Source organism: Streptomyces sp. NPDC022552 (assembly GCF_055561875.1).
Window position 1 is genome coordinate 155035 of record NZ_JBVHGJ010000015.1, and the last position, 18295, is coordinate 173329.

Below are 18295 nucleotides of genomic sequence, written 5' to 3' on the forward strand. Positions count from 1 at the left end.
ATGTCAGGCCCGCGCCCCTAGTCCGTGACCTTGTCCCAGGCCGTCGTTCCCAGCAGGCCCGTCTCGCCGATGTCGAGGCCGCCGTCCGGCTCCACCGTCTGGCGCTCCGCTCCGGCGGCCGGGGCGATGTCGACGTACACCCCGCTCCCCCGCCGGGTCGACGCGTCGACGGCCGAGTAGCGCCAGACGAACACGCTGCGCGCGGACTCCCCCGGCTTCAGCGCCACGGGGTGCGGCCCGGGGTCGTCGAGCCGGGTGATGGGGCCCGGACCCTTCAGCACCGTGACGTCCATGGGGCGGCGCTCGACGTCCCGTACCCGTACGTCCGGATACCCGTCGACGCGCTGCTCGCCCGCACCGCAGTTGGTGAGCGTCACGGGCATGGCCCGCAGCCCCATCGCCACGTTGACCATGCCGGTGGTCACCCGGACGCCCGACGCCGGGCAGCCTTCCGTGGCGGTGGGCGCGGGCGGTTCGGCCACCCGGTCCGACGGCTCGCGCACCGGGACGGGCAACGGCTCGGCGGAGGTGTGGGCACCGGTCCGCCCGGGGTCGGCCTCGCGGTCGAGTTCGGCCCCGAGACCGCACCCGGCGGTCAGGACGGCGGCCGCCGCCAGAAGGAGGCCGTGGCGCGGGGACATGGCGGTCATGTCGCGATCGCCCCGGCTACTCGAACCGCGAGGTGTCGCCCGCTCCTCGGCGTACGACCTCCGGCTCGCCGCTCGAGAAGTCGATGACGGTCGTGGGTTCCGTGCCGCAGTCACCGGAGTCGAGGACGGCGTCCACCGCGTGGTCGAGCCGCTCCTTGATCTCCCAGCCCTGGGTCATCGGTTCGTCCTCGCCGGGCAGGAGCAGGGTGCTGGAGAGCAGCGGTTCGCCGAGCTCCTCCAGGAGGGCCTGGGTCACGACATGGTCGGGGATGCGGACGCCGACGGTCTTCTTCTTGGGGTGCAGCAGCTGACGCGGGACTTCCTTCGTCGCCGGCAGGATGAAGGTGTAACTGCCGGGTGTCGCCGCCTTGACGGCGCGGAACACGTCGTTGTCGACGTGCACGAACTGGCCGAGCTGCGCGAAGTTCTGGCACACCAGGGTGAAGTGGTGGCGGTCGTCGAGCTCACGGATCGTGCGGATCCGGCCGATGCCGTCGCGGCTGCCGATCCGGCATCCCAGCGCGTAGCAGGAATCCGTCGGGTACGCGATGAGCGCGCCGGAGCGGATGCTGTCGGCCACACTGCTGATGGTGCGCCGCTGAGGGTTCTCGGGGTGCACGTCGAAGTACTTCGCCATGCGGGCAGTCTAGGTTCCCCGCGGGTCCGGCCCGGGACGGCGGGCCGGTGCGGGTCACCGCACCTTGGGACGGCCGTCAGGCCGCGAGGCGCAACTCCTGCCGCAGGACGATCGCGTTGAGCCGGATCGTGTAGGGCGCGATGTCCATGATCTCGAGGGCGGCGGCCTTCTCCTTCTCCAGTCCGACGGTCACGTCGATACAGAAGGCGATCGCGTACATGTGGTCCCCGGTCTCCTCGTCCTGGAGGGCGAAGAACAGGTCCCGGTAGTAACTGGTCCGGTCCGGGCCCTCGTCGTAGTACGAGAGTCCCGGCTCGCCCTCCTGCGCGGCGAGGCCGGTGAACGCGTCGGCGAGCTCCTTCTCGACGGTGTCCCAGAACGAGGCGTCGGCGAACTCGCCGGGCAGCGCCTGGCGCACGGCCTCCTTGAGGGAGAGCACCATGACCATGACGGGGGCGTGCTCCTGGAGCCCCCAGCCGCGCACCATCTTCACGACGGCGCTGTCGGGGATGGTGGCCGCGGCCTGATGGATGTTCTCGAAGTCGAAGTTGACGGTGGCCGGCGCGATCGCCTCCTGGAACAGCCGGTCGATGGCCCGGGCCTGGTCGAGATGGTCCGGACCCACCTCGATGACGGTCCTGAAACTGGCGGTCATGACTCCTCCTGATGTGTCGTGGTGATCAAGGGGGGTCAGTATGCCGTCTGGCGTCGGGCCGCCACACTCTTGTCGTCTTGTCGACTTCAACGGACAGTACGGGAATGGCGATCGTTGTGCTGGTGGGCACGTTGGACACCAAGGGTCTGGAGTACGGATGGCTGCGTGAGCGGCTGGAGCGCCGCGGGGTCGAGGTCATCGTGGTCGACACGGGGGTGATCGGGACCCCGAAGATATCCGCCGACGTCCCCCGCGCCGAGGTGGCGCGGGCGGCGGGCGTACGGCTGGAGCGGTTACGGAGCGAGGGGGACCGGGGCGCGGCCGTGACCGCGATGGCGCGCGGGGCGGCCGAGGTCGTCCGGCGGCTGCACGCGGAGGGCAGGCTCCACGGGGTGCTCGCTCTGGGCGGCAGCGGTGGGACGTCGATAGCGACGCGGGCGATGCGGGCGCTGCCGCTCGGGGTGCCGAAGGTGATGGTCTCCTCGATGGCCTCGGGCGATGTCGCGCCCTACGTCGGCTCGGCGGACATCACGCTGATGTACAGCGTGGTCGACATCGCCGGGGTCAACCGGGTGTCGGCTCCGATACTGGCGAACGCCGTCGACGCGGTCGCCGGGATGGCGCGGGGTTTCGCGACGGCGGCGCCCGCGCCGGCCCCGGGTGGCGACCGGCCGCTGATCGCCGCCAGCATGGCGGGGGTGACGACGCCCGGCGTCGACGCGGCGCGGGCGCGGCTGACCGAACTCGGCTACGAGGTGCTGGTCTTCCACGCGAGCGGGGCGGGGGGCCGGACGCTGGAGTCGCTGGCGGAGCAGCGGCTCTTCGCGGGCGTCCTGGATCTGACGCTCTGCGAGCTGGCGGACGACCTCTGCGGGGGCATCCTGACGGCGGGGCCCGACCGGCTGCTCGCCGCCGGGCGCGCGGGGGTGCCGCAGGTGGTGAGCCCGGGGGCGCTCGACCTGGTGAAGTTCGGCCCCCTCGACACGGTCCCCGAGCGTGTGCTCGACCGTGATGTGCGGGTGCACAACCCGTCGATCTCGGTGGTCCGGACGACGGCCGAGGAGTGCGCCGAGCTCGGCGCGCGTGTCGCGGCGAAGCTGCGGTCCGCGACCGGCCCCACGACCGTCCTGCTGCCGCTGCGCGGGCTGTCCACGCTCGGGGAGCCGGGCGGGCCGTACCACGATCCGGTGGTGGACGAGGTGCTGTTCACCGCCGTACGGGACGGGCTGCGCGGCAGCGCGGTCGAGGTGGTGGAGGCCGACACGCACCTCAACGACCCGTCGTTCGGCCGCGCCGCCGCGGAGCTGCTGCACCGTCTGATCGAAGGGGGTTGATCCTCCCTCACCCCGGCAGGTCGGCCAGCCGTCGCCGGTCGAGCGGGGAGGCGCGGCGGTCGAGCCGTTCCTCCAGGAGGTGGCGGGCCGCGTCGCTCTGGCCCGCCTCCAGGAGTGCGTAGAGCAGGGTCTCCTCGACGACCTCGCGCTGCGCGGCGCTACCGCCCACGCGGCGGAGGGCGGGCTGCAGTCCGCGCAGCCCCTCCACCGCGGTCGTCCACTGTTCCTCCAGGACGGCTTCGAGGGCCCGGCAGAGCGGGGCGATGACCTCGCGCTGGACGGGGTCGGCTCCGGTGGCGTGGGTGCGCAGCCGGCGGAGCGCGGGCAGATCGCCGGCCGCGGTGAGGGCGACCGCGCCGTGGAGGGCGGTGAACGCGCTCGCGGGGCGTTCGAGGAGGTCGCGCTCGACGGCGTCGAGCACCCCGTCGACGGGTACGGCTCCGGTCCAGTTCCGCGTCATCCTCGCCCGCCACAGGAGCGAGCCGGAGTCGACCAGTGCCCGCACGCCGTTCACCTGGCGCGGTGCGAGCTGGGCGAACCAGCGGCGGCGAACGGCCTCGGAGTCGTCCAGGGCGAGTTCGTGGAGCGCGACGTGCCAGGAGAAGTGGGCCCGGTGCACGGCGCCCCGACCCTGGCCGCCGATCCAGCCGTCGAGCCAGTCGCGTCCCGCGCGGTGGTCGCCGGACTCGTAGTGGACGTGGGCGAGGGCGTGCACGGCGTGGCCGGAGGCGGGTTCGACGGCGAGGGCCGCCGTGGCGAGGGCGCCGGCCTCGTCGATGCGGCCCTGCTCCTGGCGGACGAAGGCCAGCAGCGAGGTGGGGAACCAGTGCCCGTCGTAGGCGGGCGCGGTGTGCTCGACGATGCGGCGGGCCAGTGTGCCGTCGATGTCGCCGACGCCGGAGAAGGCGATGGTGGGCACGGCGATGCTCAGCGCGAAGGCGTCGCCGGGGTAGCGGTCGAGGTGGGCGACGAGCGCGCGGTCGCCGTCCGCTCCCCCGCTGCCGTCCGCCGCCGCGCCGCCGTCGTGCGCCCGGATCCGGCGGGTGACGACGTCGACGAAGGAGCGTTCCCGCTCGTCGCCGCGCTCGGCCACGCTGCGCTGGGCGTCGGCGAGTTCGCGCTGTACGTCGAGGTCCGCGCCGCACTCGTGGCCGAGCAGGGCGAGTGCGGCGTGCCCGAGGGCGAAGCCGGGGTCGAGGGCGGTGGCCCGGGAGAACGCCTCGGCGGCCTTCGCCCGTACGGTGACGACCCGGCCGAGGCCGCTGCGGAAGGCCGCGGCCGCCGCGGCGTGGGTCGACAGCGACAGCCCGAACTGGTCGGTGGGCCGGCGACGGGTCGACTGCGGGGCACGGGTGAGTGGGGCGAGCACGGCCTCGGCGATCTCCCTGGCCTGCGCCCTGATCTCGGGGATCGCGGTCGTCTCCCACAGCTCGCCGCGCCGGGGCGCGCCGAGGGTGAACAGCGGTCTGGCGGTGCCGCCCCGGGCGTCGCGGAGCCGGCCGGCGTCGGTGGCGACGCCGATGCCGAGCGGTCCGGGGGCGGCGAGGCCGGCGGCGAGCAGCCCGCCCCAGAGCGGGTCGTCGGCCGGGTCGGTGCGCAGTCCGGGCCCGGTGCAGTCGACGACCCATCCCGCGGTCAGTTCCCGGCCGTCGGTGAGCGCGACGGCGATCCGGCCGTCGTCGAGCGTCCGGGCGGCGGTGATCCGGCCGGAGTGGACGTGCAGGCGGCGGGCGGCGCGGGCCCGGGCGATGGTCTCGGCGGTGGCGGGGGCCATCCGGTGGCGGTGGACGTTCCACCGCGTCGCGTCGCGTTCGAGGAACTCGGCCCGCTCCTCGTCGGTGAGCCCCTGCCAGAGCGCGGCGATCGCGGGGCGCAGACCGTCGAGGGCGGGGCGCCAGTCTCCGTGGTCGCGCAGCGAGGCGGCGAAGTGGCGGCGGAGCGCGGTGCGCAGCCGGTGGAGCGGGAGGGCCGTGAGGCCGGGCGGAGCGGGTACGGCCGGAAGCGGTGCGACGGCGTGCGGCCGGGGCAGCAGGCCGCTGCGCGAGAGGGCGCGCACGGTGCGGCCGGGCCGGTCGAGGACGAGCGCGAGGTCGACGGCGGTCAGTCCCGCGCCGACGAGCAGTACGTCGTCGCTCGGCCCCACCGCGTCGAGCGCGCCGGGCGACCAGGGGCTGCCGATGAACCGATCGGAGCCCCGCAGTTCGGCCGGGGCCCAGCGGGCGGTGCCCGCGGCGGGCCCGGTGGCCAGGACGACGGTGTCGGCCGTGACCGTCCCGCCGTCGGCGAGTTGCAGCTCGAACCGCCCGTCGGCCGTGTCCGTGCAGCGGGTCGCCCGGGTTCGCAGCCGGCGTACGGCGACGGTGCCGTGGGCGGTGATGATGGCGCGGCCGAGGGTGTCGGCGAGGTAGGAGCCAAAGCGGTGCCGGGACGCGAAGTCCCTTTCGGTGACGGTGGATTCGCCGTGCCGGCAGAGCCAGCGCCGGAAGTGGCCGGGGTCGTCCGGGTAGCAGCTCATCCCGCCGACCGGCACGTTGAGCCGGTGCTCGGGGACCTCGGTGGCGTACGCCGTGCCGCGTCCGGCCTCGGCGGCCGGGTCGACGAGGACGAGGTCGAGCGGGGTGCGCCGGCGGGCGGCAGTCTCGCAGAGCTGGACGGCGACGAGCGCCCCGGCGGCGCCCGCGCCGACGACGGCCACGGTCGGTCGCGGACGGACGGAGACGGTCCGGGGCGTGGACGCGGTCTGGGGCGTGGGCACGAGGGGACCTCCGGCCGGGGGGTGGTGGACGACGTTGTTCACTATGTCGATGAACAATGTGAACGGACAAGGGCGCACCACCCTTTCACCTGAGGTCCGGATCGGTTTCGCGCCACTCGTGAGACATTGAGGCGGTGAGGATCTCAGCACGAACGGACTACGCGGTCAGGGCCATGGCGGAGCTGGCCTGCTCCCCCGACCGGCCGCTCAAGGCGGAGGACGTCGCCGGCCGGCAGGACATCCCGGTCCGCTTCCTCTTCGTCGTCCTCAGCGAGTTGCGGCAGGCCCGGCTGGTCCGGAGCGTGCGCGGCCCGGACGGCGGCTACACCCTCGCCAGGCCGGCCTCGGAGATAACCCTCGCCGATGTGCTCCGGGCGATGGACGGTCCGCTGGTGAGCGTGCGTGACCTGAAGCTGACCGGTCTGGAGTACCAGGGGGCGGCGGCGCCCCTGCCGGACGTGTGGCGCGCGGTGCGGGCGAGTCTGCGCCAGGTCCTCGAGGGCACGACCCTGGCGGACCTGGCGTCGGGCGGGCTGCCGGAGCTCGTACGGGAGCGGGCGCGCGAGTACACGGACGACGTACGGACGTATCCGTAGCGCCGTGTGCGGTCACCGTCCGGGAAGGCCGAGTTCGCCGCCCCGGTAGAAGGCTTCGTTCTCCTCGACGACATACGGGGCCATGGTCTCGCGGCGGGCCCGCTCCGCGTCGGAGGACCGCCAGGCGTCGCACGCCTCCTTCGAGTCCCAGAGCGAGACGCCGGTGATCTCCTGGCCGTCCTCGGTCCAGTAGGCGTACGCCTTGTGCAGACCGTCGGGTGAGAATCCGGGGCGCCAGGCCCGCTCGAACTCCTCCAGTGCGCCCGGCGTGATGCGGCGCGTGGTCACCCAGACAAAGCGCTGCTCCATCGCAGCCTCCTCGGTAACGGGATCGGTCGTGATCGCGCTCTTCGACCACCGTAGGGCCGAAGGCCCGATTCCGCCTCCGAGACGGCTACCGGCGGTGACGGCGCGGGTGCGACGGGCCGGGCGGGCGCCAGAGCGCGGCGGTGGCCGCGGTGGCGACGGCGACGGCCGTCAGGCGCTCGTGGTCGACGGTGTCCGGGGTGTCGGTGGGGCGGTGGTAGCGCGGGTTCCGGAAGTTCGCCGTGCCCGTGAGCAGCACGGCCGGGACTCCCGCGTTCCAGAAGGCCGCGTGGTCGCTGCGGCCGAGATGGTTCATCGGGGGCACGGCGAGTCCGGCGACGGCGCCGAGGGGGCCGTCGGGACGGGGGTCGCGGAGGGTGACGGCGGGCAGGGGCGGGTCCGCGGCCCCGGCCGCCCGGCGCCACAGGTCGGCAGCCGTGTCCGAGGAACGGCGGTGGACGACGAGCACGAAGTCGCCCCGCCGCCCGGTGGCGTGGACGGCACCGGCCGCGTCCGGGAAGACCGCGCCGAACCCGGCCGGGATCGTCTGCGTTCCGGGTGCGGTGGTGAAGCAGCCGACGGACTCCAGGCAGAGCATGCCGGCGACGCGCCGGCCGGGCCCCGCCGCGCGGGCGGCGACCCGGGCGCCGACGAAGCCCAGCTCCTCCATGTCGAAGCAGGCGAGGCGCACCGCGGGCGGCCGGGGCAGCCCGCCGAGCAGCCGGGCGACCTCCAGGAGGGCGGCGACACCGGAGGCGTTGTCGTCGGCTCCGGGGCTGCCCGCGACGGTGTCCAGATGGGCTCCGACGAGCACGACGGGACCGTCGCCCTCGTCCTCCAGCTCGGCCAGCAGGTTGGCTCCGGTCAGGCGTCGGTGCACGCGGAAGCGGAAGGGCGACAGGCGGGCTCCGCCGGGGCGGTCGGTGCAGCCCGGGCGCCACCGGACGTCGAACGGCTGCCGCTCGGTCCGCCAGCCCGCCTCCGCCAGCCGGCGCGCCACATGGGCCTCGGCGCGGAGCATGGCCTCGGGCGCGTGGGTCCGGCCGCGCGGGCGGTCGGCGAGAAACGCGACGTCGTCCCGCAGGCGCGCGGGATCGGCTCGACCGGTCAGCTCCCGGACGAGGGCGGTCACGTCAGGACCTGCCTCCATGGCGTCGATGGTGGCGTACACGACGCGGGCGCGCCCGAGCAACCACACTGGGGGTTCCGCCGTCCCTCTCCATACGACCCCCTCCGACGGAAGGACCCCCGCAATGCCGACGCTCGATCCGATCACACGTAGGCTCCGGCGCCTCTTCGAGGTACTGGACTCCGACGGCGACGGATTCGTCACCTGGTCCGACCATGAGCGGATCGTGGCGGCGTACGCGACGGCCTACGGGCTCGCGGCGGACGATCCCAGGATCGCGGCCCTGGAGCGGGCGTACTGGGCGCAGTGGCTCGGGCTGCTCACCCAGTCGGTACCGGGGCGGGAAAGGCTGGACCAGGACGGCTTCGTCGCGGCCCACCGCGCGGTGGGCTACGACAGCGACCGCCCCGAACTCCTCGAGAACCTCGCGGCGGCCATCTTCCGCATCATGGACACCAAGGGCGACAAGCGGGTCAGCGGGGAGGAGTTCGCCGCGTATCTCGCCGTCTGGGGTGTCACCGGGGAGCAGGACCCGGTGGTCTTCGAACGTCTCGACCTGGACCGTGACGCGTTCATCTCGCAGCGGGAGATCGCCCGGTCGCTGCGCGCGTTCCACCTGCACAACGACAACCTGAACACGCCCGGAGGCATCTTCCTCGGCGTGTACTGACCGTGCGCTGCGGGCCGGGGTGTGGTCGGATCTCGTCATGGACGTCACTGAGGAGAGCGACGGTTCGCCGGGCCCCCGGGGGCCCGGAGACCGCCGTCGTGCCGCTCGGCGCGCCGTCGCGAGCCGGACGACCGACCCGGCCGAGCTGGCGGAGTTCCTCGACATACTCGATCTGCGGCCCGAGGTCGACCACCTCTACTCCGGCACGGAGTCCGGGCGCCCCCGCCGGACCGGCGAGGGGCGCCCGGGTAAGGCCTAGAAGGTCAGGTTCCAGGCGTCGATCTTGCCGGTGTCCTGGCTGGCGTTGTCGTTCACACGGAGCTTCCAGACGCCGTTCGCGACCTCGGCCGAGGCGTTGACGGTGAAGGTCTGGACGATGTTGTCCGTGCCGCTGCCGGTCCGGTTGTGCACCGTGTAGACCGTGCCGTCGGGGGCGATCAGGTCGACCTTCAGGTCACCGATGTACGTGTGCTTGATGTCCACGCCCACCTTGAGGGTGGCCGGGGCGTTGCCCGTGACGCCGCTGACCGTGAGGGCGCTCTCGACGGTGGTGTTGTCGGCGATCGCGACGTCGGTGAGGTTCTCGAAGTACTTTCCGGGGGGCGGGGTGGTGCCGCCGACCGCCTTCAGCGCGTCGACGCGGCCCTCGCCGAAGAAGCTGTTGTTGGCCGTGGTGCCGGTGCACCGGCTGTCCGAGGGGCAGGCCAGGTCGGTGGCCTGCACGCCCAGCTTCGTACGGATGTCCGCCGGGGTGTCGCCCGGGTTCGCGCTCGCGAGCAGCGCGGCCACGCCCGCGACGTGCGGGGAGGCCATCGAGGTGCCGCTCAGCGAGGAGTACTTGCCGCCGGGGATGGTGCTGTAGACCGACTCACCGGGCGCCGACACCTCGATGACGTTCCGTCCGAAGTTGGAGAAGGACGCCTTGGACGAGCCGTTGGTGCCGTTCGCCGCGACCGTGACGACGCCCGGCAGCTCGGCCGGGATGTCCAGGCAGTCGTTGGTGATGGTCCGGGTCACCGGGGTGGAGTCGTTGGGCGAGGAGGTGTCGGTGGTCTTGTTCGCCAGGTCGTAGTTGGCGTTGCCGGCCGCCGCGACCTGCAGCGAGCCCTTGCCCTCCGCGTACTTCTGGGCGCGGCCCACACCCTCCAGAATGGCCGCCTGGTCGACGTTGTTCGGGCAGTTGAACTGCCACGGGTCCGTGTAGTAGCTGTTGTTGGTGACCTTGAAGCCGTGGTCACCGGCCCAGACGAGCCCGCAGATGGTGTTCTCGGCGAAGAACAGCGTGCTGCCCGGCTCCGCGATGCGGACCGAGGAGATCTTCACGCCCGGCGCGACACCGATGGCGCCCTTGCCGTTCTTGGCGGCCGCGACCGTACCGGCGACGTGCGTGCCGTGGGTGTCGACGTCACGCCACGCGCCGGCCCGGGTGTCCGCCTTGCCGTACGCGCAGGAGACCGAGTCGGCGGCGTTGAAGTTCGGCGCCAGGTCCTGGTGCTGGTCGTCCACACCGGTGTCCAGGATGCCGACCTTGACCGACGGAGAGCCGGTGCTGACCGCCCAGGCCTGGTCGGCCTTGATCTGCGTCATGTCCGACCGGACCGGCTCGGTGGCCGGCGCCGCGGACTGGGACGGGTTGCTCGGCAGCGCCGGGTTGTAGGCGTCGGCGGGGACGTCGGAGGTACGGGTGGCGCCGACCTGCTGGACGCCGGCGACCCCGCGCATCGTCGGGGCGAAGCTCGCCGACGACGAGTGGGCCACCACGACGCCGATGGCGTCGTACGAGGCGAAGACCGTACCGCCGTTGTTCGTGACCGCCGTACGGACCGCCGTGGTGTCACCGGGAGCGGTGATCACGAGGTAGGCACGGGTGCCGGCCGCCCAGGCCGCCGGGACGGCCGCCCGTGCGCTGCGGGCGGCGGAGGCGGACGCGGCCGACGCGGTGGAGCCGGCCTGGGCCGCGGAGGCGGCCGAGGGCTCCGGGATGGTCGTCGGAGCGGCCTGAGCGGCTCCGACGGGCACGGTGAGCGCGACGGCCGAGCCGAGAGCGGCGACGGCCACGGCGGAGAATCTCAGCCGGCTGGATATCTGGGAAAACAATGCGTCCTCCGATGGCCCGGTGACGCTGGTGGCGCCTGCCGAGCCCTTTGTTGTAGGGGGTGGGAGGCAAGATCCCAGAGGACCGCATGCGGAAGGAAGTCTTCAACCGGACAAGCACGTTGGCGTTACACAGTGTTGATCTGACGGTGTGTCGGCCAGGGAGGTTTTCCTCCTCTGTGGGCGGTTCGTCAGGGTGGCGGCGTGCGGGTGCGGCTGGTCGAGGACGACGGGGATCCGCGTTTCGGGGTGGCCGGCGGGTTCACCGTCGACGAGGCCGCGGATCTTCTTCCGGCGGACGAGGCGCTCTTCGTCACGTCCGACGACAGCGCGGTCTTCGACCGGATGCCCTCCTCCGGGGACACGGCCGCGCACGTCACGGAGCCCCCGCCGCGGCGGGGGCTCCGAGCGTGGCGAGGGGCGGCGGGCGCGGCGAGGACTCCGGGCGCGACAGGGACTGCGGCCACGGAGGAGCCCGGCTGGTCGCGGCGGACGGCGGCGCTCGCCGTCACCTGCGGCGACGCCCCGCACCCCCGCGGCGCCCAGCCCTGGGGGGACGCCCAGGCCCCCGCCGAGCAGCCCGCGGGGCCGTACGGCACCACGAGCGTGCTGGACGACGACGGCGTGGGCCGTACGGTGTACGGACGGGGCGGTTCGGGACCGGGGCGGACGGTCCACGCCGCCTGGCGGGGGCGGTCAGTAGAGCCGTGGGGACATGACCTGCGGCTCGGTGCCCGGCACTTCGAGGACGCAGCGGGGGATGCCGGGCCCGGCCGCCGCGCGGACGGACGCGGGTGTCGGCGGGTCGGTCGGCAGTTCGATGTGCACGGTCACCGGCCGGTCGGAGCCGGTCGTGGCGTACCCCGTCTCCTTGCCGTCGACGAGGACCTCGACGACGGCCTTGTGGCCGGTCTGGACCGTGACGCTGACGGAGTGCCCCGCGTGGTCGATATGAAAGTGGTGGCGTCGTCTCATGGGGTCGCCTCCGACCGGTTCGCCGTCCTCGCCCCCTGCTCCAGCGTAGCCATCCACCACCGGGGCAGCCTGGTCGGCGGCGGCACGGGGCGCGTCACCCGAACAGCCGCCCTCCGGGCGTGCAACCGGCCCTCCGTCGGGTGCACTGGAGGGGCAAGCGTCCGCCGAGCATGGAGACGACCATGTACGAAATGCACGTCGGCATAGCGCCCCGTGACGGGATCTTCGTCTGGCACGTGGCCGCCATCGGCACCGCGACCGCCCTGTGCGGGCAGTCGCTCCACGAGGAGCCGTTGGAGGAGCGCGAGAGGACCGACCGTCACTGCACCCCTTGTATGAGTTCGTTCCAGGAGCTGATGAACGACCGGCGTTGACAGCCGGATTTCCGAATTCCCCGATGTCCCTCAGACCCCCAGTCGGTCGCGGAGCGCCGACAGTCTCGGCCGTCGCTCGGCGCGTTCGCGCGAGTGGCGGTCGAGTTCTTCCATGAGGCGGCGCCCGCGGTGGTCGAGGTCGAGTTCGTCGAGGATCCGGTCGACCTCGGTGAGCAGCGCTCCGTACAGCTGCCACTGGCTCGGGTCGCTCTGGACGGCCCGGAGCAGCAGGTCCGCCGCGTGGTCGCGCACCGCGCGGGCGGCGCGGAGTTCGCCGGCGAGGCGTTCCTCGGCGGCGTCGGCGTCCGCGCTGACATGGGTGGAGACGAGGACGGCGAAGCTCACGAGCGTGTCGGCGATGCGTGCCAGGAGGTCTTCGAGCGCGAGCGCGAGGTCCTCGGGGAAGAGGCCCGCGTCCTTGCGCTCCTTGGCGAGGTCGGTGAGCGTGCGGGCCAGGACCCGCAGGACGACGGCGCAGATCTCCAGGGTGTCGAGCCCGGTGCGCAGCACGATGCGGTGCAGGACTCCTTCCTGTTCCTTGACCCGGGGGTTGAGCCGGAGGCTGTCCTCCGCCTGGCGCAGCGCCGCGTCGACGTCGGCCACGTCGTTGTCGAGCCGGCGGGCTTCGTGCAGGCGCGCGGCGGCGCGTGCGACGGGTGTGGGGGTGGTGAGTTCCTCGCCCATGCCCAGCATCAGCCGGCGCATGCGGCGCGCGAGGTCTTCGATGGACTCGCCCGCCGAGCCGACCCAGACCGGCGGGGCGAGGACCGTGTTGAACGTCAGACCGACGATCGCGCCGATGAGGGTCTCCAGGACCCTGTCCCAGGCGGTGTCGGTGACCTGGGTGACACCGAGGACGAGCATGGCGCTGATCGCGACCTCGGGCACGAACTCGTCGACGCGCACGAAGCGGCCCACCACCAGCGAGGCCAGGATGATCAGCCCGAGGCTCCACCAGGTGAGACCGACGAGGGCGCTGAACGCGATGGCGATGACGACGCCGACGACCACCGCGTTGACCCGTCGGACGCCGGTGGTGAGCGTGGAGTACAGGGTGACCTGGACGACGAGCAGCGCGGTGAGCGGAGCGGTGAGGGGTGCGGGTTCGCTGCTCAGCTGGAGGGCGACGACATAGGAGATCGTGGCCGCGGCCGTGGACCTGACGGTCTGCACGACCGCCGGATCCCGGCGCCGCGCGGACAGGTCGGCCACCACTCTTCGTAGCGCAGCGCGCACGTCCCTCACGCTTTCAGGTTTTCGTACCGGGGGACTCTTCGCACTCCGTACCGGTACGGCCCGCCGGAATGGCGATCTCGCCGGGGGTACGGTGGGATGGGAACCGATCACGCGTCCACGACGGATGGATGAAGGTTGTGTCGACCTCGAGCCATGCGGTGTCCGGCGCCCCCTGCTGGGTCAGTCTCATGACCCGGGATCTCCGCGCTGCCGAGACCTTCTACGGGGGTGTGTTCGGTTGGGAGTTCCGGTCCACCCGGTTGGGTGAGGAGTTCTCCGTCGCCCTGCGCGACGGGGCCCCGGTCGCCGGGATCGGCGCGCTGGCGCCGCGCCTCGCGGTGGCCATCGCCTGGACCCCGTACTTCGCCGTCGACGACGCCGATGTGACCGCGGCACGCATCCGGGAGCGCAGCGCCACGGTCGCCGTGGGGCCGCTGCGGTTCGGGACGGGACGCGCGGCGCTCGCCTCGGACCGCGAGGGGGCCGTCTTCGGCATCTGGGAGGGCGAGGTGATCCCCGACTGGAGTGTCGGCAAGGGCGGGGCTCCGGCCTGGCTGGAGCTGCGGACCCGGAACGCCTTCGACGCGGCGATCTTCTACGCCGAGGTACTGGACTGGGCAGGTGAGCGGCCGGGCTGCTGCCAGGTGAGTTACGAGGACGACCACGTCGTGCTGAGCCATGCGGGTGTCACGGTCGCCCGGCTCTTCGGCGGTGCGGTGGAGGCGGCCCCTGATCCGCAGGTACGGCCGCGCTGGCATGTGCACTTCCGTGTCCCCGATGTCGACGAGGCGGTCGAGGCGGCCCTCCGGCTCGGTGGGACGACCACCTCGCCGGTGAGTCCCTCGGGCAACGGCCGGCGTGTCACCCTGCGTGATCCCGACGGCGGGCTGTTCACGGTGGCGGACAGCGTGGAGTGACCCACGGCGCCGGAGTGCGGTGCCGCCGGACGGGGGGTGCGGTCACTCCCCCGCATGGGCGGCGCGCCGGATCGTGGCGTCGAGGAGAGCCAGGGCCTGGTCGGCGGTGCGTCCCGGGGCGCGGTTCCAGGGGCCGATGAGCCCGGTCCAGCCCTGGGCACGCAGTTCGGTGACGATCCAGGCGGCGGAGCGGTTCATGGTGTCGGCGCTGCCGTGGCCGAGGCGGTGCGCGGTGAGCAGCGCGCCGCAGAGGCAGCGGGCGCCCCGCGCGTCGCGGAGGCGGTACGGCTTGTTCTGCCAGCCCCACTCGACGAGGACGTGGCGGGCGTGGGCGAGGTGGACGGAGGGGCGGACGTCGCTCTGGCCGATGCGCCGCCAGGTGTGCAGCCGGTCGGGCAGGACGGCTCCGATCCGGCCGGGGAGGCGCCGTTCGGTGGGCGGGGGCGGGGTGAGGCCGGCGAGGGCGGTGGCCACGAGCTGGTCGACGGGGACGGAGAGCAGCCGGCGCCAGTCGTCCTGAGCGGCGGCCGGCTCCTCGTACGGAACGTCCCAGTGGCGGACGATCTCCTGCCAGACGGCGCTGTCGTGGAGTGTGACGGCCGCGCGGTCGAGGACGTCGGGGGCAAGGGTCGGCAGGGACATGCGCACTCCGGGCTCGGTGGACTCTCACTCATCGGAATGTCGGCTTTGTCCTGAACATTCTTGAGCGATCCAGCCAAAAGTTACCTATCGGTATGCCGTGACTTGTCATGCAGGCGGCAGTAGAACTCGTTCCCATTCCACCGACAGTGAGGGCTCCTCATGGCTGTTACACGCCGTGGATTCATCACGGGAACAGGTTCTATTCTCGGCACTCTGGCACTCCCCGCCCACGCCTATGCCTCGGCCATCCAGTCCCGAATCCCCGCCCTGGTGATCGGCACCGGCTACGGCGGCTCGGTCGCCGCACTGAGGCTCGCCCAGGCGGGCGTCGACGTACGCATGGTCGAGATGGGCATGGCCTGGGACACCCCGGGCCCCGACGGCAAGATCTTCGCCAACACGACCACCCCCGACCACCGGTCCTTCTGGCTGCGCACCCGCACCAAGCAGCCCCTCAGCCAGTTCCTCGGCTTCCCGCTCGACAAGGACGTCCCCCGTCACACGGGCATCCTGGACGCCGAGGAGTTCGGCGGCATCACCGTCTACCAGGGCCGGGGCGTCGGAGGCGGCTCCCTGGTCAACGGCGGTATGGCGGTCACCCCGCGCCGGGAGAACTTCCCCGCGATCCTTCCGTCCGTCGACGTCGCCGAGATGTACGACGTCTACTATCCGCGCGCCAACGCCGGGCTCGGCGTGAACCACGTCGACCCGGCCTGGTGGGAGAGCACGGCGTGCTACCAGTACGCCCGGGTGGGCCGTAAGCACGCCCAGCGCTCCGGCTTCCCCTTCGTCTTCGTGCCCAATGTGTACGACTGGGAGTACATGAAGCAGGAGGCCGCCGGCGCCGTGCCCAAGTCGGCGCTGGCCGGCGAGGTGCTCTACGGCAACAACCACGGCAAGAAGACCCTGCAGAAGACCTATCTCGCGCAGGCCCGGGCGACCGGCCGGGTCACCGTCTCACCGCTGCACAGGGTGACGTCCGTGTCCCCGGCCGCGGGCGGCGGCTACACGGTGGTCGTGGACCGGCTGGACACCGGCGGGAACACCACGTCCACCGAGACGATCCTGGCGGACCGGGTGTTCTTCGCGGCCGGCAGCGTCGGCACCAGCAAGCTGCTGACCAAGTTGAGGGCCACCGGGGCGCTGCCCGGCCTCAACGGCGAGATCGGCAAGGGCTGGGGCGACAACGGCAACGTCATGTGCGGGCGCGCCAACCACATGTGGGACCCGACGGGGAAGCTCCAGTCGTCCATGCCGACGGCCGGCATCGACAACTGGGACGCGGGGGGCGCGTTCGCGGAGGTGGCGCCGCTGCCCACCGGCATCGAGACGTACGCCTCGTTCTATCTGTCCATCACCAAGAACCCGCACCGCGCCGAGTTCTCGTGGAACCCCACGGCGGGCCGGGTCGAGCTCAACTGGCAGACCGCGTGGAAGCAGCCGTCCATCAACGCGGCCAAGACGATCTTCGACAAGATCAACGCCAAGGAGGGGACGATCTACCGCACGGACCTGTTCGGCGCCTACAAGATCTGGGGCGACCACCTCACGTACCACCCGCTCGGTGGCGCCGTGCTCGGCCGGGCCACCGACAACTACGGCCGCCTCCACGGCCATCCGGGCCTCTATGTGATCGACGGCGCGCTGATCCCGGGCAACGCCAGCGTCAACCCGTTCGTCACCATCACCGCGCTCGCCGAACGCAACATCGAGAAGATCATCGCCACCGACCTCTGAAGCACCTCCGTGTCACTGGGTGGGCAGCACACACACCGCATCGAGGCCCAGCACCCGGTTGAGCCGGCCGAACGACAGCCAGGAGCCGATGCTCATCGTCAGCTCCACGATCTCGGGCTGGCTGTAGTGAGCGGTCATACGAGTCCAGAAGTCCTCGTCGAGACCGTGATGATCCAGGGCGTACCGCTCGGCGTACTCCGCGGCCAGCCGCGTGCGGTCGTCGAACGCATCGGTGGTACGCCACTGGGTCACCGCCTCCGCGAACGACTCCTCGACCTTCTCGCCGTCGCGGTCGGTCCGCCAGTCCAGGCAGAACAGACAGCCGTTGACCTGCGCGATGCGCAGCCGCGCGGCCTCGAACTCGCGCAGCCCCAGGGTCGTATGGGCGTAGACGGAGAGGGAGAAGTTCGCTGCGGCGGTCCCGATCTCGGGGACGATCTCGCCCCAGACGTACTCGATCGGGTGCCTGCCCTCGGGGACGTCGATCCTCATGGCCGTTTCCTTCCCAGTCGGCCCACCGCGGGGCGCAGCGGGACGTCGAGCGCGTCGTAGAGTCCGGGTTTCGCGTCCACGAGCCAGTCGACGGCGTTCACGAGCCGGCCGACGGCCGTGGCGTTGCCGCCCGCGGAGCGGTTCTCGCCCTCGTCGGTGGCCTCGACCGTGACCTCGATGCGCGGGCGGCCCTCGATGACCACCCGGTGGGCGCCCGCACCGTCGGGCGGGGTGGGCCAGTCGGGGGCGCAGGAGGGGTGGATCCGGGTGATGTGTTCGATGACGATGCGGGGTTCTCCGCCCACGATCCCCTGGACCTCGAACCGTACGGCGCCCTGGGTGCCGGCCTCGAAGACGCCCATCGTGCGGGTGGTCACGGTGGCATCGAGGGGGCGGCGCGCCATGGTCTCGCGGATCTCGTCGAGTTCGACGCCGAGGGCCCGCGCCATGAGCCGGATCTGACCGCCCCACACCATGGTCGGGATGGAGGGGGCGAGCATCAGGGGTTCGTACTCCATCGGGTGCCCCATGCCGATGAGATGGCGGACCGAGTCCTCCTGCTCGTACGTGGAGTAGTCGAAGATCTCCTGGCAGCGGACGACGTCCACGGTGGAGCCGAGACCGCTGACCAGCAGGGGCAGGACGTCGTTGCCCCAGCCGGGGTCGACGCCGGAGACGAAGAGGGAGCCGCCGCCCTCGGCCACGGCGGCGAGGACCGGGTCCCGGAACTCGGGCGGGGCGCCGCGGTGGTCGTAGAGCGGGTAGAGGGCCGGGGTCACGACGACAGCGCCGCCGCGGACGGCCCTGACGACGTCGGCGAGCGCCTCGTCGGGCCTGATGTCGCCGGAGGCGGCGTACACCACCGCGCGGGGGCGGGCGGCGAGCACGGCGTCGATGTCGTCGGTCACCGCCACCCCGAGGGAGCGGTCGAGTCCGGCGAGCGCCCCCGCGTCACGGCCGACCTTGCCGGGGTCGTGGACGAGGACGGCGGTGAGGGCGAGCGCCGGGTGGGCGTCGACGGCCCGTATGGCCGCGCGGCCGACATTTCCGGTTCCCCAGACAACGGTCGGAATCATGCGGGGAAGAGTAACCTGAC

General features: G+C 72.5%; 19 protein-coding genes. 7 read left to right on the forward strand and 12 right to left on the reverse strand.

The features are described from left to right. Positions 1-17: 17 nt before the first annotated feature. The 3 genes from ACZ3OF_RS30455 to ACZ3OF_RS30465 all read right to left on the reverse strand — a co-directional run bounded on the left by ACZ3OF_RS30455 (position 18) and on the right by ACZ3OF_RS30465 (position 1942). The gene (locus ACZ3OF_RS30455; protein ID WP_361675954.1) at positions 18-650 is read right to left on the reverse strand and encodes a DUF4232 domain-containing protein; all 633 of its coding nucleotides are present in this window, start codon (positions 648-650) and stop codon (positions 18-20) included. 16 nt (positions 651-666) lie between these two features. Continuing rightward, entirely contained in the window at positions 667-1287 is a 621-nt protein-coding gene (locus tag ACZ3OF_RS30460) for an L-threonylcarbamoyladenylate synthase (RefSeq protein ID WP_361605411.1), read from the reverse strand. A 76-nt stretch (positions 1288-1363) separates the two neighbouring features. Continuing rightward, entirely contained in the window at positions 1364-1942 is a 579-nt protein-coding gene (locus tag ACZ3OF_RS30465; RefSeq protein ID WP_361675951.1) for a Type-2Aa cytolytic delta-endotoxin, read from the reverse strand. A gap of 104 nt (positions 1943-2046) precedes the next feature. Here ACZ3OF_RS30465 and ACZ3OF_RS30470 point away from each other — a divergent pair, with 104 nt between their 5' ends. Continuing rightward, entirely contained in the window at positions 2047-3276 is a 1230-nt protein-coding gene (locus tag ACZ3OF_RS30470) for a Tm-1-like ATP-binding domain-containing protein (protein WP_467307969.1), read from the forward strand. A 7-nt stretch (positions 3277-3283) separates the two neighbouring features. Here ACZ3OF_RS30470 and ACZ3OF_RS30475 read toward each other — a convergent pair whose 3' ends face one another. Beyond that, entirely contained in the window at positions 3284-6031 is a 2748-nt protein-coding gene (locus tag ACZ3OF_RS30475) for an FAD/NAD(P)-binding protein (protein ID WP_467307970.1), read from the reverse strand. A gap of 134 nt (positions 6032-6165) precedes the next feature. On the opposite strand from ACZ3OF_RS30475, the gene ACZ3OF_RS30480 reads away from it, so the two are divergent. After that, on the forward strand, positions 6166-6627 hold the full coding sequence (locus ACZ3OF_RS30480; RefSeq protein WP_361675945.1) for an RrF2 family transcriptional regulator: 462 nt from the start codon (positions 6166-6168) through the stop codon (positions 6625-6627). A 12-nt stretch (positions 6628-6639) separates the two neighbouring features. Here the strand turns inward: ACZ3OF_RS30480 and ACZ3OF_RS30485 are convergent, their stop codons facing one another. Both ACZ3OF_RS30485 and ACZ3OF_RS30490 read right to left on the reverse strand, forming a co-directional pair. Continuing rightward, positions 6640-6936, reverse strand: coding sequence for an antibiotic biosynthesis monooxygenase (locus ACZ3OF_RS30485; RefSeq protein WP_361675942.1), 297 nt, complete (start codon positions 6934-6936; stop codon positions 6640-6642). Between the two features lie 85 nt (positions 6937-7021). Next, positions 7022-8083, reverse strand: a complete 1062-nt coding sequence (locus tag ACZ3OF_RS30490; RefSeq protein ID WP_361675940.1) for a M28 family peptidase — start codon at positions 8081-8083, stop codon at positions 7022-7024. 103 nt (positions 8084-8186) lie between these two features. On the opposite strand from ACZ3OF_RS30490, the gene ACZ3OF_RS30495 reads away from it, so the two are divergent. Both ACZ3OF_RS30495 and ACZ3OF_RS30500 read left to right on the forward strand, forming a co-directional pair. Beyond that, positions 8187-8732 carry an EF-hand domain-containing protein gene (locus ACZ3OF_RS30495; protein WP_361675937.1) on the forward strand — a complete coding sequence of 182 codons (546 nt, stop codon included), beginning with the start codon at positions 8187-8189 and terminating at the stop codon, positions 8730-8732. Positions 8733-8769: 37 nt separating this feature from the next. After that, entirely contained in the window at positions 8770-8991 is a 222-nt protein-coding gene (locus ACZ3OF_RS30500) for a hypothetical protein (RefSeq protein WP_361675934.1), read from the forward strand. On the opposite strand, the gene ACZ3OF_RS30505 is transcribed toward ACZ3OF_RS30500, so the two are convergent. Together ACZ3OF_RS30505 and ACZ3OF_RS30510 are read right to left on the reverse strand one after the other, a co-directional pair. Beyond that, positions 8988-10790 (reverse strand): S8 family peptidase, encoded by a 1803-nt coding sequence (locus tag ACZ3OF_RS30505; RefSeq protein WP_361675930.1) that lies wholly within the window; start codon positions 10788-10790, stop codon positions 8988-8990. The two genes, ACZ3OF_RS30500 and ACZ3OF_RS30505, sit on opposite strands and share 4 nt — an antisense overlap. 732 nt (positions 10791-11522) lie before the next feature. Further along, positions 11523-11801, reverse strand: coding sequence for a hypothetical protein (locus ACZ3OF_RS30510; protein ID WP_361675924.1), 279 nt, complete (start codon positions 11799-11801; stop codon positions 11523-11525). 182 nt (positions 11802-11983) lie between these two features. Between ACZ3OF_RS30510 and ACZ3OF_RS30515 the strand changes: the two genes are divergently transcribed. Then, entirely contained in the window at positions 11984-12175 is a 192-nt protein-coding gene (locus ACZ3OF_RS30515) for a hypothetical protein (protein ID WP_352188955.1), read from the forward strand. Positions 12176-12205: 30 nt separating this feature from the next. Here the strand turns inward: ACZ3OF_RS30515 and ACZ3OF_RS30520 are convergent, their stop codons facing one another. Continuing rightward, a complete protein-coding gene (locus ACZ3OF_RS30520) occupies positions 12206-13420 on the reverse strand; it encodes an FUSC family protein (protein WP_361675921.1) in 1215 nt (404 codons plus the stop codon). Positions 13421-13599: 179 nt separating this feature from the next. Between ACZ3OF_RS30520 and ACZ3OF_RS30525 the strand changes: the two genes are divergently transcribed. Continuing rightward, positions 13600-14328, forward strand: a complete 729-nt coding sequence (locus ACZ3OF_RS30525; protein ID WP_361675918.1) for a VOC family protein — start codon at positions 13600-13602, stop codon at positions 14326-14328. A 42-nt stretch (positions 14329-14370) separates the two neighbouring features. Here the strand turns inward: ACZ3OF_RS30525 and ACZ3OF_RS30530 are convergent, their stop codons facing one another. Further along, positions 14371-14970: a DUF6197 family protein gene (locus tag ACZ3OF_RS30530; RefSeq protein ID WP_361675915.1), complete on the reverse strand. Its 600-nt coding sequence runs from the start codon at positions 14968-14970 to the stop codon at positions 14371-14373. A 159-nt stretch (positions 14971-15129) separates the two neighbouring features. On the opposite strand from ACZ3OF_RS30530, the gene ACZ3OF_RS30535 reads away from it, so the two are divergent. After that, positions 15130-16707, forward strand: coding sequence for a GMC oxidoreductase (locus ACZ3OF_RS30535; RefSeq protein ID WP_361675912.1), 1578 nt, complete (start codon positions 15130-15132; stop codon positions 16705-16707). 12 nt (positions 16708-16719) lie between these two features. On the opposite strand, the gene ACZ3OF_RS30540 is transcribed toward ACZ3OF_RS30535, so the two are convergent. Together ACZ3OF_RS30540 and ACZ3OF_RS30545 are read right to left on the reverse strand one after the other, a co-directional pair. Further along, positions 16720-17199 (reverse strand): carboxymuconolactone decarboxylase family protein, encoded by a 480-nt coding sequence (locus ACZ3OF_RS30540; protein ID WP_361675909.1) that lies wholly within the window; start codon positions 17197-17199, stop codon positions 16720-16722. After that, complete coding sequence (locus ACZ3OF_RS30545) at positions 17196-18275, reverse strand: NAD(P)H-dependent amine dehydrogenase family protein (protein WP_467307975.1); 1080 nt, start codon at positions 18273-18275, stop codon at positions 17196-17198. Before ACZ3OF_RS30545 ends, ACZ3OF_RS30540 begins: the two co-directional genes overlap by 4 nt. Positions 18276-18295: the final 20 nt, after the last annotated feature.

What these genes read in the sequence shown, in the direction of transcription:
- ACZ3OF_RS30500 (WP_361675934.1), top strand. Translation starts at nt 8,770, where the DNA reads ATGGACGTCACTGAGGAGAGCGACGGTTCGCCGGGCCCCCGGGGGCCC.
- ACZ3OF_RS30460 (WP_361605411.1), bottom strand. Translation starts at nt 1,287, where the DNA reads ATGGCGAAGTACTTCGACGTGCACCCCGAGAACCCTCAGCGGCGCACC.
- ACZ3OF_RS30470 (WP_467307969.1), top strand. Translation starts at nt 2,047, where the DNA reads ATGGCGATCGTTGTGCTGGTGGGCACGTTGGACACCAAGGGTCTGGAG.
- ACZ3OF_RS30510 (WP_361675924.1), bottom strand. Translation starts at nt 11,801, where the DNA reads ATGAGACGACGCCACCACTTTCATATCGACCACGCGGGGCACTCCGTC.
- ACZ3OF_RS30535 (WP_361675912.1), top strand. Translation starts at nt 15,130, where the DNA reads ATGGCTGTTACACGCCGTGGATTCATCACGGGAACAGGTTCTATTCTC.
- ACZ3OF_RS30485 (WP_361675942.1), bottom strand. Translation starts at nt 6,936, where the DNA reads ATGGAGCAGCGCTTTGTCTGGGTGACCACGCGCCGCATCACGCCGGGC.
- ACZ3OF_RS30525 (WP_361675918.1), top strand. Translation starts at nt 13,600, where the DNA reads ATGACCCGGGATCTCCGCGCTGCCGAGACCTTCTACGGGGGTGTGTTC.
- ACZ3OF_RS30490 (WP_361675940.1), bottom strand. Translation starts at nt 8,083, where the DNA reads ATGGAGGCAGGTCCTGACGTGACCGCCCTCGTCCGGGAGCTGACCGGT.
- ACZ3OF_RS30455 (WP_361675954.1), bottom strand. Translation starts at nt 650, where the DNA reads ATGACCGCCATGTCCCCGCGCCACGGCCTCCTTCTGGCGGCGGCCGCC.
- ACZ3OF_RS30515 (WP_352188955.1), top strand. Translation starts at nt 11,984, where the DNA reads ATGTACGAAATGCACGTCGGCATAGCGCCCCGTGACGGGATCTTCGTC.
- ACZ3OF_RS30530 (WP_361675915.1), bottom strand. Translation starts at nt 14,970, where the DNA reads ATGTCCCTGCCGACCCTTGCCCCCGACGTCCTCGACCGCGCGGCCGTC.
- ACZ3OF_RS30465 (WP_361675951.1), bottom strand. Translation starts at nt 1,942, where the DNA reads ATGACCGCCAGTTTCAGGACCGTCATCGAGGTGGGTCCGGACCATCTC.
- ACZ3OF_RS30545 (WP_467307975.1), bottom strand. Translation starts at nt 18,275, where the DNA reads ATGATTCCGACCGTTGTCTGGGGAACCGGAAATGTCGGCCGCGCGGCC.
- ACZ3OF_RS30540 (WP_361675909.1), bottom strand. Translation starts at nt 17,199, where the DNA reads ATGAGGATCGACGTCCCCGAGGGCAGGCACCCGATCGAGTACGTCTGG.
- ACZ3OF_RS30495 (WP_361675937.1), top strand. Translation starts at nt 8,187, where the DNA reads ATGCCGACGCTCGATCCGATCACACGTAGGCTCCGGCGCCTCTTCGAG.